Source organism: Streptomyces sp. NPDC048417 (genome assembly GCF_040651615.1).
GTDB lineage: Bacteria > Actinomycetota > Actinomycetes > Streptomycetales > Streptomycetaceae > Streptomyces.
In genome coordinates, this window is sequence record NZ_JBEZKI010000001.1 from 518428 (window position 1) to 530619 (window position 12192).

The 12192-nt window shown below is 69.6% G+C and carries 12 protein-coding genes; 9 read left to right on the plus strand and 3 right to left on the minus strand.

Features of this window, described 5'->3' with window-relative positions; all coding sequences use genetic code 11:
* Window positions 1-35 precede the first annotated feature (35 nt).
* The 7 genes from AB0D59_RS02555 (at window position 36) to purM (ending at window position 7377) form a co-directional block, all read left to right on the plus strand.
* Window positions 36-674: a helix-turn-helix domain-containing protein gene (locus AB0D59_RS02555; protein WP_362559754.1), complete on the plus strand. Its 639-nt coding sequence runs from the start codon at window positions 36-38 to the stop codon at window positions 672-674.
* A gap of 126 nt (window positions 675-800) precedes the next feature.
* Window positions 801-1160, plus strand: a complete 360-nt coding sequence (locus AB0D59_RS02560) for a hypothetical protein (RefSeq protein ID WP_362559756.1) — start codon at window positions 801-803, stop codon at window positions 1158-1160.
* Entirely contained in the window at window positions 1157-3184 is a 2028-nt protein-coding gene (locus tag AB0D59_RS02565) for an esterase-like activity of phytase family protein (protein WP_362559758.1), read from the plus strand. The genes AB0D59_RS02560 and AB0D59_RS02565 overlap by 4 nt, the downstream gene beginning before the upstream one ends.
* A gap of 14 nt (window positions 3185-3198) precedes the next feature.
* Window positions 3199-3996 carry a sterol carrier family protein gene (locus AB0D59_RS02570; protein WP_362559761.1) on the plus strand — a complete coding sequence of 266 codons (798 nt, stop codon included), beginning with the start codon at window positions 3199-3201 and terminating at the stop codon, window positions 3994-3996.
* A gap of 78 nt (window positions 3997-4074) precedes the next feature.
* A complete protein-coding gene (locus tag AB0D59_RS02575; protein WP_362559763.1) occupies window positions 4075-4488 on the plus strand; it encodes an META domain-containing protein in 414 nt (137 codons plus the stop codon).
* Between the two features lie 221 nt (window positions 4489-4709).
* Complete coding sequence (gene purF / locus AB0D59_RS02580; protein ID WP_362559766.1) at window positions 4710-6239, plus strand: amidophosphoribosyltransferase; 1530 nt, start codon at window positions 4710-4712, stop codon at window positions 6237-6239.
* A gap of 34 nt (window positions 6240-6273) precedes the next feature.
* Window positions 6274-7377, plus strand: coding sequence for a phosphoribosylformylglycinamidine cyclo-ligase (gene purM, locus AB0D59_RS02585; protein WP_362559769.1), 1104 nt, complete (start codon window positions 6274-6276; stop codon window positions 7375-7377).
* A 115-nt stretch (window positions 7378-7492) separates the two neighbouring features.
* Here the strand turns inward: purM and AB0D59_RS02590 are convergent, their stop codons facing one another.
* Both AB0D59_RS02590 and AB0D59_RS02595 read right to left on the minus strand, forming a co-directional pair.
* On the minus strand, window positions 7493-7753 hold the full coding sequence (locus tag AB0D59_RS02590; protein ID WP_351937593.1) for a DUF3073 domain-containing protein: 261 nt from the start codon (window positions 7751-7753) through the stop codon (window positions 7493-7495).
* Window positions 7754-8053: 300 nt separating this feature from the next.
* Complete coding sequence (locus tag AB0D59_RS02595; RefSeq protein ID WP_362559772.1) at window positions 8054-9145, minus strand: Glu/Leu/Phe/Val dehydrogenase dimerization domain-containing protein; 1092 nt, start codon at window positions 9143-9145, stop codon at window positions 8054-8056.
* Window positions 9146-9380: 235 nt separating this feature from the next.
* Between AB0D59_RS02595 and AB0D59_RS02600 the strand changes: the two genes are divergently transcribed.
* Together AB0D59_RS02600 and bldC are read left to right on the plus strand one after the other, a co-directional pair.
* Entirely contained in the window at window positions 9381-10223 is an 843-nt protein-coding gene (locus tag AB0D59_RS02600) for a hypothetical protein (RefSeq protein ID WP_362559774.1), read from the plus strand.
* Window positions 10224-10830: 607 nt separating this feature from the next.
* Window positions 10831-11037, plus strand: coding sequence for a developmental transcriptional regulator BldC (gene bldC, locus AB0D59_RS02605; RefSeq protein ID WP_003949541.1), 207 nt, complete (start codon window positions 10831-10833; stop codon window positions 11035-11037).
* A 513-nt stretch (window positions 11038-11550) separates the two neighbouring features.
* Here the strand turns inward: bldC and AB0D59_RS02610 are convergent.
* Complete coding sequence (locus tag AB0D59_RS02610; RefSeq protein WP_362559777.1) at window positions 11551-11742, minus strand: DUF6274 family protein; 192 nt, start codon at window positions 11740-11742, stop codon at window positions 11551-11553.
* Window positions 11743-12192 lie beyond the last annotated feature (450 nt).

Here is a 12192-nt window from a genome sequence, read left to right on the forward strand (position 1 = left end):
TCCCGACCTAAATTTCGCCTTGGTACGGTGCTCTCATGGCTGAGGAGATGGGGCTGCGCGAGCGCAAGAAGCAGCAGACGGCGAGCCGGATCCTCCGCACCGCGATCGCCCTCTTCGTCGAGCGAGGTTTCGACGCCGTCTCCGTGCAGGAGATCGCCGACGCGGCCGAGGTCTCCAAGATGACCGTCTTCAACTACTTCGGCTCGAAAGAGGACCTGATCTTCGCGCCCGTGGAGGAACACTTCGGCGACGCGGCGCGCGCGGTACGGGACCGGCGGCCCGGGGACTCCGCGGTGGAGGCCGTGCGACGGCAGTTCCTCGAGATGGTCGAGAACCGTGACCCCTCGATCGGCCTGCACGCCGATCCGGTCTCCCACCAGCTGCGCAGACTCATCCTGGAGACGCCCGCACTGACGGAGCGCGTCTTCCTCGCCATGCAGAAGGGCACCCGGGAAATGGCCGCCCTGCTGGCCGAGGAGACCGGCGACCTGATGCTCGCCACCATCGCCGCCGCCATGCTGAGCAACGCCCGCAACGCCCTCATCGAGGAGCACCAGCGCAGGCTCGCCGAGGGCGAGGACATCGACATCATCGCCGCCGACGCCCCGGAACGCGCTTGCGCCGCCTTCGGCCTGGTCGAAAAGGGGCTACGGGGATATGCCGTGAAGGAGTAGGGCCACCTCTTCGGACGCAGGGGTTTCACCGCTACCCTCCGGGAAAAAGTGACTTGCCAACTATCGATGTCCGTGGGGTAGTTGGACAGTCGGACACATCCGTGAGCGAGCTGGGGGAGCGGCCGGATGGAGATCAGGTTCGAGGCTGCGGGTACTACTCGCGAGGAAGAACTGCTGTCCCTGTACGACTGGTTGGCGGCCGACCGCGCCCTGCGCGGCCAGATCCGGGTGACCCGGGTCGCCGAAGCCGAAGCCGAAGCCGACGCCGACGCCGGCCGGATGGGCCCCGGCCTGGACGCCGTTCTCGCGGTGCTGTCCGCCGTGAGCGGCGTGGGCCAGCTCCACCTGTCGTATCTGGCGTGGCGGCGGAGCCACCGGCCCCGGTCCCGGTTCAGCATCGACATCACCACAGCCGACCCCGACCAGGTGGCGGAACTGCTGCGCAGGTTCCGGGAGGCCGACGACTCGGACGGGGAGCCGCGGTGACGGGCACCGCACAGACGCCCATGGTCGAGAGTCTGGGCCGGATCGACCCGGAGCGCTCCGCATGTGTGCTGATCGGAGTGGACAACTACGCCCACCTGGACCCGCTGCGCAGCGTCAAGCACAACCTCACGGAGCTGCGGGCCGCGCTCACGGACCCGGATATCTGGGGCGTCCCCGACGACCAGAAGCGGATCCGCTCGGTCCCCAACCCGACCTCCCCGGCCGACCTGGTCCGCCCGATCCGGCAGGCGGCCGAGCTCGCCGAGGACACCCTGATCGTCTACTACGCCGGTCACGGGCTCATCGACCGCCACGAACGGCAGCTGCTCCTCACCCTGCCCGATTCGGTCGAGGACCAGCCGGACACCTGTGTCCGCTCCAGCGACGTCCGCCGCGCCATCCGCGACACGGGCTCCGCGCTGCGCCGGGTCCTGATCCTCGACTGCTGCTTCAGCGGTCAGGTCCTGACGGAGATGACGGACGGCCACCGCCAGGACGTCGAGACGGCCCTGCAGACGCTGCACGACGTCGAGGGCGCCTACGTCATGACCTCCGCACCGCGCGACCGGCCCTCCCACGCCCCCGACCCCAAACGCTGCACCCTGTTCACCGGCGCCCTGGTCGACGTCATGCGCCAGGGGCTGGCCGACGGCCCGGAGATGCTGGGTCTGCGCGACCTCTTCCAGGAGGTCAGAAAACGTATCGTCGCCATCAGACCCGAGGTGCCACAGGAACCACAGGACGAAGACCACAACGGCGTCGGCGCACTCGGCTTCGTCCACAACGCCGCGGTATCGCCCCGGCGGATCATGGGCCCCCCGCCATCCCCTCCCACACGCTGGCAGCGCATCCGCACCCCCGTCCTGTCCGTCACCGCCGGCGCCCTCGGTCTCGTCCTCGGCCTGGGCACCCAGCCACTCGTCCACTGGTGGCGTGACGCCCACCCGGCGGCCGCCGCCGGTCCCTGCGCGGTCCCCTCGCCGTCCGACGCCGCGGCGCCCCGCGCCGTACTGCTCGATCATTCCGACAAGCTGAACAAGGTGAACGTCGACTACGAGAAGCTCTACGGCCTGTCCGCCCTCGCCCTGGTCTCACAGGGCGAGAACGTCAAGGCCCTCGCGCTCGCCGACAACTCCCCGGGCCGGGTCTGGCCGCTCACTCTGGGGTCCCCCCTCCATCTCAGCCCCAGCGCCGACACCGCGGTGCCCCTGCGCCACGCCGACGGCAAGCTGTTCGACGACTGGTACGACGGCGAGGCCATGGTCATCGAAAGGGGCGGCAATTCCGACGGCAAGACGATGCTGATCGCCGCCGAGACCGGACCGGCCATCCGCCGCTTCGACATCGCCACCGGCCGGCAGATAGGCAAGGACTTCCCCATCCGCAAGGAACTGCGCTACTGGCCCCAGGGCTCCGCGCAGACCGGCCGCAGCATCGAGTCCCTGACCGCCTCCCCGGACGGCCGCCATCTCTACGCAGGCTGGGAGGCCCCACTCGCCGAGGACGGCGACCAGCGCGGCCGGGGCATCATCCGTATCCAGCGTTACACGGGCACGTCCGGCGGCAGCTACACCCCGGACTGGCAGTACGCCTTCCTGGCCGACGACGGCATGTACCTGTCCGAGCTGACCGCCATCGACGACGACGGGCATCTCCTCGCCCTGGAACGCCAGTACACCGCAGGCCTCGGCACGGCCATCCGGATCGTGCAGCTCTCCGTCGCCGACGCCGCGGACGTGTCCGGCATGACCTCCCTCTGGCACCAGCCGGCCAAGATCTTCGCCAGTACCGAACTGGTCGTCGACCTGGCGACCTGCCCTGTCGGCGGCCCCGGCCAGGTAGCCGTCCCGTCCTCCTCCCCGGAGCACCCGCTCGTCGACAACGCGGAGGGCATGGCCCTCGGCACCCCCTGGACCTCCGGCCGGTACAAGGGCTGGCGCCCGCTCTACCTGGTCTCCGACGACAACGACAGCGGCGACCAGATCACCCGCCTCTACTCGTTCGCCGTGAAGCTGCGCCCATGAATAGGCTCACCGCCATGCCTCAGGCCAAGAAGCGTGCCCGCCGTTACGACCCGGCCAAGACCCGCGCCGCGGTCCTCGCCCAGTTCGGCAACGTGCGAGAGGCCGTCGCGGGCCTCACCCCCGAGCAGCTCGCGCTCCCCACCCGGCTCGGCGAGTGGACCGTTCGGGACCTCGTCGCCCACATCGGCATGGCCGTCACCGCCGTCCAGCGGGCCCTGGACGAACCCGAGCCGGCCACGGCGGACGCGGTCCTTCTCGACTGGCCCTTCCGGACCGCCGTCAACTCCTCGGCGATCTCCGACTTCACCCGGCGGCTCGCCGACGGCCACCCCGACCTCGACGCCTACCTCGCCGAGGCCGACGACACGCTCCGTGCCCTGCTCGCCGCACACCCCGGCGCCCGGCTGCTCGCCACCAGCGCCGGCGCCATGTCCCTGGACGACTACCTGGTGACCCGGGCCGTCGAGCTGGTCGTCCACACCGACGACCTCAACGCGGCTGTCGCGGGACCGGAGGTGCCCTTCGACCGGCAGGCCCTGGCCGCCTGCACCCGGCTGCTCGCCGACGCGCTCGCGGTCAAGGCCCCCGGCGGCTCCACCGAGGTGCGGGTGCCGCCGTACGCCGTGGTGCAGTGCGTCGAAGGTCCCCGGCACACCCGGGGCACCCCGCCGAACGTCGTCGAGACCGATCCGCTCACCTGGATCCGGCTGGCCACCGGACGGCTGGAGTGGAAGGAGGCCCTGGCGGACGCCAAGGTCGGCGCCAGCGGGGAGCGGGCGGACCTCGGGGCCCTGCTGCCCCTCATGAGCTGAGGGAACCGATCAGCCGGGGTGTTCCGTCGAACCGGCATGTACGGGTACAAGCAGCGCACGCAGCGTAGGACCCTGACCATGACGGCGGCCGCCGTGCTCGTCCCGCTCGCGGTGGCCTGCGGCAGTGAGAAAGCGGGTGTCTCGGTGGGGACCCAGCCATCGGTGACCGGGATCGAGTGGACCGTCGACAGCGTGACCGTGGACGGCACCACCCGGCGCGCCCCGGCACATGCCCACGTGAAGATCGACGACGGCAAGGCCGCCGGCAGCTACGGGTGCAACCAGTTCAGCGCCACGGCGAAGCTCACCGACGACCGGATCCGGCTGAGCAACGCCCGCACCACCCGCATGGCCTGCGACAACACCCGCATGACCTTCGAGCGCGCCCTCGCCCGCACGCTCACCGCGGGGCCGCTCACCACCCGGGCCGACGGCAGGAAACTCACCCTCACCACCGCCGACGGCGACCGGGTCGAGCTGTCCAGGAAATGACCTCCGGCGCCCCGAATGATGTGCGACACCTCACTCAGAGATACGGTGTGAGGGGGTTGCGCGGGCACAGGTCCGCACGAACGTGCCCCGGCTGGAGATTCCTCCCACCGCATTGACCAGCGGAAATGGAGAAACCCACAACCGCGTCCCCGGTCGTGGACCCATTACGGCCGGGTATCCCCAATTCGGACCAGTGGTCGATCTCGCCTACACTCGGTGTCGTGCCACGTGGTGACGGTCTCCTCAATCACGATCTGCTCCCCGGCGAGAAGGGACCCCAGGACGCTTGCGGCGTCTTCGGTGTCTGGGCTCCCGGCGAAGAGGTCGCCAAGCTCACGTACTTCGGGCTGTACGCCCTCCAGCATCGGGGCCAGGAATCCGCGGGTATCGCGGTCAGCAACGGCTCCCAGATCCTCGTCTTCAAGGACATGGGGCTGGTCTCCCAGGTCTTCGACGAGACCTCCCTCAGCTCGCTCCAGGGTCATATAGCGGTCGGTCACGCCCGCTACTCGACCACCGGCGCCTCCGTGTGGGAGAACGCCCAGCCGACGTTCCGTGCCACCGCGCACGGCTCGATCGCGCTCGGCCACAACGGCAACCTCGTCAACACGGCGCAGCTCGCCGAGATGGTCGCCGACCTCCCGAAGGACACCCACGGCCGGTCCACCCGGGTCGCCGCCACCAACGACACCGACCTGCTCACCGCGCTCCTCGCGGCCCAGGTCGACGCCGAAGGCAAGCCGCTGACCATCGAGGAGGCCGCGCACGCGGTCCTGCCGAAGGTCCGGGGCGCCTTCTCGCTCGTCTTCATGGACGAGCACACCCTCTACGCCGCCCGTGACCCGCAGGGCATCCGCCCGCTGGTCCTCGGCCGCCTTGAGCGCGGCTGGGTCATCGCCTCCGAGTCCGCCGCCCTCGACATCTGCGGCGCCAGCTACGTGCGCGAGATCGAGCCGGGCGAGTTCGTCGCCGTCGACGAGAACGGTCTGCGCACCTCACGATTCGCGGATGCGAAGCCCAAGGGCTGTGTCTTCGAGTATGTGTACCTGGCCCGGCCCGACACCGACATCGCCGGCCGGAACGTCTACCTCTCCCGGGTGGAGATGGGGCGGAAACTCGCCAAGGAAGCCCCGGTCGACGCCGATCTGGTGATAGCGACCCCGGAGTCCGGCACCCCGGCCGCCATCGGCTACGCGGAGGCCTCCGGCATCCCGTTCGGCAACGGTCTGGTCAAGAACGCCTATGTCGGCCGGACCTTCATCCAGCCCTCGCAGACCATCCGGCAGCTCGGCATCCGTCTGAAGCTGAACCCGCTGAAGGAAGTCATCAGGGGCAAGCGGCTGGTCGTCGTCGACGACTCGATCGTGCGCGGCAACACCCAGCGGGCGCTGGTGCGCATGCTCCGCGAGGCGGGCGCCGCCGAGGTGCACATCCGGATCTCCTCGCCGCCCGTGAAGTGGCCCTGCTTCTTCGGCATCGACTTCGCCACCCGCGCCGAGCTCATCGCCAACGGCATGACCATCGACGAGATCGGCACCTCGCTCGGCGCCGACTCCCTGGCCTACATCTCCATCGACGGCATGATCGAGGCGACCACCATCGCCAAGCCGAACCTCTGCCGTGCCTGCTTCGACGGCGAGTACCCGATGGAGCTCCCGGACCCCGAGCTGCTGGGCAAGCAGCTCCTGGAGACCGAACTGGCCGCCGGTCCGGCAGCCACGGCCGCGGCCGACGCGATCCGTCGCCCGTAAGCCCCGTAGCAACCAACCCGAAAGATCCCAGGCAATGTCTGCTGCAGACAATCAGTCGCCTCCGGCGACGGGTGCTGTTCCCGGTGCTTCCTACGCGGCTGCCGGTGTTGATATCGAAGCGGGCGACCGCGCCGTCGAGTTGATGAAGGAGTGGGTGAAGAAGACGCAGCGTCCCGAGGTCCTCGGCGGCCTCGGCGGCTTCGCCGGCCTCTTCGACGCCTCCGCCCTCAAGCACTACGAGCGCCCGCTGCTCGCCTCCGCCACGGACGGCGTGGGCACCAAGGTCGACATCGCCCGACAGCTGGGCGTGTACGACACCATCGGCCACGACCTGGTCGCCATGGTCATGGACGACATCGTGGTGTGCGGCGCCGAGCCGCTCTTCATGACCGACTACATCTGCGTCGGCAAGGTCCACCCCGAGCGGGTCGCCGCGATCGTCAAGGGCATCGCCGAGGGCTGTGTGCTGGCCGGCTGCGCCCTGGTGGGCGGCGAGACGGCCGAACACCCGGGCCTGCTCGGCGCGGACGACTTCGACGTGGCCGGCGCCGGTACGGGCGTGGTGGAGGCCGACCGGCTGCTCGGCGCGGATCGTATCCGTACGGGTGACGCGGTGATCGCCATGGCGTCCTCCGGGCTTCACTCCAACGGGTACTCCCTGGTCCGGCATGTCCTGCTGAACCAGGCGGGGCTCGCGCTCGACGCGCACGTCGAAGAGCTCGGCCGCACCCTCGGCGAGGAACTCCTGGAGCCGACCAAGATCTACTCGCTGGACTGCCTGGCCCTGATCAGCACCGCCGAGGTGCACGCCTTCAGCCATGTGACCGGCGGTGGACTCGCCGCGAACCTGGCCCGGGTGATCCCGGATCACCTGCACGCGCGCGTCGACCGCGCCAGCTGGACGCCGGACCCGATCTTCGACCTGGTCGGCCGGACCGGCGAGGTCGAGCGGCTCGAGCTGGAGAAGACGCTCAACATGGGCGTCGGCATGATCGCGATGGTCCCGCAGGAATCGGTGGATGTGGCGCTGGCCACACTGGCCGACCGCGGGGTCGACGCATGGGTGGCCGGCGAGATCACCGAGCGCGGCGAGCACACCACGGGCGCGGAGATGGTGGGCGACTACGCGCCGAACTAGCCCCTCCGGCGTTGGAGGAGCAGGGTTCGGGCGGAGCCCCGTGAGGCCAGCACAAAACCCGGTCCGGCGTCAGAACCCCGGACCGGGTCAGTGAACGGCTAAGCAGCCGCGGGCATTACGCACCGCGACGATGTTGAGACTGGGGACCGGACTGGTCGTCCTCGTCCTCGTCGTCATCGTCGTTGTAGAGATCCGCGTACTGGGCGTACGGGTCGTCGTCCTCGTCGTCGTCCTCGAACGGCTCGCCATTCGGCGGCTGGCTCGAAGTCGAAGCGCCCAGCTCGCTGGCCAGACGTGACAGGTCAGTCCCACCGCTGTTGTACTTCAGCTGGCGGGCGACCTTCGTCTGCTTGGCCTTGGCCCGGCCGCGCCCCATGGCTCGACCCCCTCGGTGACGGGGCTCGACGGCCCCAGAGTCTGACACGCGTTCATGGTCCGGAACGGACTCTCCTCGGAGAGACCGGTCCGTAGGGCTTCCACGGTACCTGAGCCCGCGCCCATACGGTACGTCGCCCGCACCACGCGCCTGGCTGCACGACCCGCGAGGCGCCCCGTCCCCGCTGGTCAACGACGATTTTAACCACTTCCTGGCGGGCGACCCGCCGACGAACGTGAGAGTTCTCTCCAACTGCCCGCCGGCGGGTACCGGAAATCCGTGCGGAAACCCGGCGTTCGGTCAGCGTCCACCAGCTGTTGCCGCTTCGTGCATCCGCTGTTCGGCGATCCGGTCGGCCGCCGCGGCAGGCGGAATTCCGTCGTCCTTCGCACGAGCGAATATGGCCAGCGTGGTGTCGAAGATCTTCGCCGCCTTGGCCTTGCACCGGTCGAAGTCGAACCCGTGCAGCTCGTCGGCGACCTGGATCACCCCGCCGGCGTTCACCACGTAGTCCGGCGCGTAGAGGATCCCGCGGTCGGCGAGGTCCTTCTCGACGCCGGGGTGGGCGAGCTGGTTGTTGGCCGCCCCGCACACCACCTTGGCGGTCAGCGCCGGTACCGACGCGTCGCTGAGGGCGCCGCCGAGCGCGCAGGGCGCGTAGATGTCGAGGCCCTCGACGCGGATCAGCGCCTCGGTGTCGGCGGCGACCTGGACCTGGGGGTGCCGGTCGGAGATCCGGCCGACGGCCTCCCGGCGCACGTCGGTGATCACCACCCGGGCGCCCTCCTCCAGCAGGTGCTCCACCAGGTGGTGGCCGACCTTGCCGACGCCCGCGATGCCGACGGCGCGACCGCGCAGCGAGGGGTCGCCCCACAGGTGCTGGGCGCTCGCCCGCATGCCCTGGTAGACGCCGTACGCGGTGAGCACGGAGGAGTCGCCGGCGCCGCCGTTCTCCGGGGAACGGCCGGTGGTCCAGCGGCACTCGCGGGCCACGACGTCCATGTCGGCGACATACGTGCCGACATCGCAGGCGGTGACGTACCGGCCGCTGAGCGAGGCCACGAACCGCCCGTAGGCGAGCAGCAGCTCCTCGGTCTTGTCGCGCTCGGGGTCCCCGATGATCACGGCCTTGCCGCCGCCGTGGTCCAGACCGGCCATGGCGTTCTTGTACGACATCCCGCGCGCCAGGTTGAGGGCGTCGGCGACGGCCTCCTCCTCGTTCGCGTACGGGTAGAAGCGGGTGCCGCCGAGGGCGGGGCCCAGCGCGGTGGAGTGGATGGCGATGACGGCCTTGAGGCCGCTCTTGCGGTCCTGGCAGAGCACGACCTGCTCGTGACCGCCCTGGTCCGAGTGGAACAGGGTGTGCAGGACGCCGGTGGAAACGTCGGTCACTGTGGTGACTCCCGGTTGTGTTCGCGGCGGGTGGAAGCGGGGGGCTCCCGTACGGGTGGCGGGAGCCTGGCATGAGCGTAGAGCTATTGCCTGCCCACCATCCGCGCCGTGTTCAGGATCACTCTCCCGCGCCGCGTGTGCACGTATGAGCGTGGGACGATTTGCTGTGGTTTCGCGGCTGCTCCGTAGTGGGTCCCGCTGGTTTCGAGCCCGGTCCGATGGGGAGGGAGCAGGCGTGCCCAAGGTGTCCTCGGTGGTCGTCCCCTATGCGACCTACCTGCGTGTGTACGAGCCGCTGGCCGCCTTCCCGGAGCCCGAGCGCGGCCACTGGACGCGCTACGCGCGCCGCCCCGACCGACCCTCCTACCAGGACGAACTCCGGCGCGCGCTGGCCGACTTGCTGCCCACCCCGCCGATCCCGGTGCCGGTGCAGGAGAGCAGTGACGCCTTCGTCCTGGAGGTCGACGGTGTCGTGTGCGTGTGCCCGTGGCGGACCCGGCTGCGTGGCTGGCAGGCCCTGCAGGAGCTGCCCGAAGAACTGCCGAACACGGTCCTGGACGCGATGCTGCCCCCGGTGGTCCGCCGGCAGGCCACGATGGACTACGAGCGGTGGCTGGTCCGCAACCCCGACTCCCGGCCCTGGATCCGTACCGCGACCTGGCAGGTGCCGCTGAACTGGTTCGTGCTGGTCTCCGACGAGGAGCGCCGGTACGAGAAGGGCACCGGCGAGATCCCGCCGATGCTGCGCTACCGCACGCCGATGGTGCAGGCCCGGCGCCGGGTGGCCCGGGCGCTGCGCACGCTCAAGGACGCCATCGAGGAAGGGCCGCTGATCGACGGCCTGGTGGACGTGGGCCGCTGGCTGGAGGAGTTCCATCCGCGTTCGCTGGTCGAGCTGGACTACGGCGGCCTGGTGCACGCCCTGCCGGCCGGTGACCTGGAGGACGACCATTCGGCGGCCGACGTGGCGGCCGGCATCGAGGCGCTGCGGCTGGGCGACGGGGCCACGGCCGGCGAGGCGTACGGGCGGCTGGTGGAGCGGTGGCGGGCGGTGCGGGACCGACGGTCCGCGAACTGAGTACGAATGCCGACTGCTCCGTACTGAGTGTCAGGTCATGTGATGGTGTGACAGTCGGATGACACCTCGGTGACGTATGAGTGTTGAGTGATGTACGTCACGGCCCAGATGGCATGAAACAACGTACGTTGACGGCACTTCAGTGAACGCACGGGACGTTGGTCCCGATCCGGGCTTTTGCGTCAAGGGTGACGGACCGCACTTACACGGCTCTTGCGCCTCTTGCCACTCCTCGTGCCAAAATAGGACAAGGAGTCCGGGGAGGGCTCCTTCCGTCCATGTGTGGTGCACTGTGGGCGGAATCTCAGCATTGCACGCGCTTTGGGGGGTCTGGTGACTCCTGATCGTCATGTGACTGATCGTCACAGTGGCGTGACTGTCCGCTATGGCATGGTCCATCGGCTTCCGCGGCTGATGACTACCTGGGAGGGCAATTCCATCGGTTTGGCCGACGCGGCTGGACAGATGGTGTAGTTGTAGTGCCGAGGACAAGCCGTTCGTCCTATAACCGACTCGACTCGCGTCCGCCATTTCGGGCAACGCGGGTCAAGGTGCAGAATTTAGAGGAAAGAACCGAGAAGGTTCGGTTCTCCCGAGGAGGCCGCTCATGACCGCTCGCACCCCTGATGCCGAGCCGCTGCTGACCCCGGCTGAGGTCGCCACCATGTTCCGTGTCGACCCCAAGACGGTCACGCGGTGGGCGAAGGCCGGCAAGCTCACGTCGATCCGCACGCTGGGCGGACACCGACGCTATCGCGAGGCTGAGGTCCGCGCTCTGCTGGCGGGTATTCCGCAGCAGCGCAGCGAGGCCTGACCAACTGAATAGCGGGCAAACCGACCGGTCCCCCAACTGGCCGAGGTGCCCCAAACCCTAGCTCCGAGCGACGCGGGACCTGCCCCAACGGGGCCCACGCCCAGGCCGACAGAACTTCTCAGGCAGCGACACAGGGTGCGTCGTAGATCGCGCTGGACTCCGCCGGGTCCAGCGCGATCTTTTTTGTGCGTCCATGGGGCTTGATCGACCGGGACCGGCGCCTCTGTGAGCAGCCTTGTCGGAGTCTGGGGAGGCCTGTCGGATCTGCTGTGGATGCGCCCGGAGGGAGGTCGGGGGGAGGCCGCGGGAGGGCCGTGGGAGGTGTCCCAGGGTGGTGCAATTGCACATATTAAATTGACTTGTTGTAGGCGGGGTGTAAGTACCGTTGTTTCAGGAACTTATGCGGTGACTCCCGTCACATACCGCACGGGTTGTTTGTACTGGGGCGGGTGCGCTAATGGAGCCGGACGCTCCACCGCCCCACGGAGGAAGGGCCGTTGGGCCGGGCGTCGCTCACGCGCCGACGGGGCCTTCGTCCTCCGTGGCGTCCTCGGGGGCCTCTGCGGAGTGCGGGGCGGAGTCCATGGCCAGCCGCAGCAGCCGATGGCAGACCGCGCAGTGACGGGTCAGGTGCCGGTACGACGAGGCGGCCGCCAGATGCGCCCGCAGCAGGGCTCGCGTCTCATGCCGCACCGAAGCCGCCATGTGCCACCTCCAGAAGGGGGGCCGAGGGGAAGCGAGCCCTGTCTTCTGGGTACCGAGCGAATGTGACCCCGTCAAGAGCCGACCCCCGCTCCCCGGCCACCGGCCGGTGGCGCCGGCACTGCCGGCCCGCACCGTCGTGGTGGCTCCCCGCCGCGGCGGAGGAGGTGCCCACCCTGGGTCGTGGAGTGCGGAAAAGGCCCGCTTCCCTCGGGGGGACGCGGGCCTCGACGTTGTGCGGTCCTGACGGGATTTGCTGCATCCGATCGCGGCTGCGCCGCGGGCGCGGCCCCCGTCCTGGCGGGGGGACACGCGAGAGACCCGCATCCTCTAGAGGGTGCGGGCCTCGGCGTTATATGCGGTCCTGACGGGATTTGCTGCATCCGATCGCGGCTGCGCCGCGGGCGCGGCCCCCGTCCTGGCGGGGGGACACGCGAGAGACCCGCATCCTCT

Excerpts from the sequence above, each read along its gene's own strand:
- AB0D59_RS02555 (WP_362559754.1), top strand. The coding sequence starts at position 36 with ATGGCTGAGGAGATGGGGCTGCGCGAGCGCAAGAAGCAGCAGACGGCG.
- AB0D59_RS02560 (WP_362559756.1), top strand. The coding sequence starts at position 801 with ATGGAGATCAGGTTCGAGGCTGCGGGTACTACTCGCGAGGAAGAACTG.
- AB0D59_RS02570 (WP_362559761.1), top strand. The coding sequence starts at position 3,199 with ATGCCTCAGGCCAAGAAGCGTGCCCGCCGTTACGACCCGGCCAAGACC.
- AB0D59_RS02575 (WP_362559763.1), top strand. The coding sequence starts at position 4,075 with ATGACGGCGGCCGCCGTGCTCGTCCCGCTCGCGGTGGCCTGCGGCAGT.
- purM (WP_362559769.1), top strand. The coding sequence starts at position 6,274 with ATGTCTGCTGCAGACAATCAGTCGCCTCCGGCGACGGGTGCTGTTCCC.
- AB0D59_RS02590 (WP_351937593.1), bottom strand. The coding sequence starts at position 7,753 with ATGGGGCGCGGCCGGGCCAAGGCCAAGCAGACGAAGGTCGCCCGCCAG.
- bldC (WP_003949541.1), top strand. The coding sequence starts at position 10,831 with ATGACCGCTCGCACCCCTGATGCCGAGCCGCTGCTGACCCCGGCTGAG.
- AB0D59_RS02610 (WP_362559777.1), bottom strand. The coding sequence starts at position 11,742 with ATGGCGGCTTCGGTGCGGCATGAGACGCGAGCCCTGCTGCGGGCGCAT.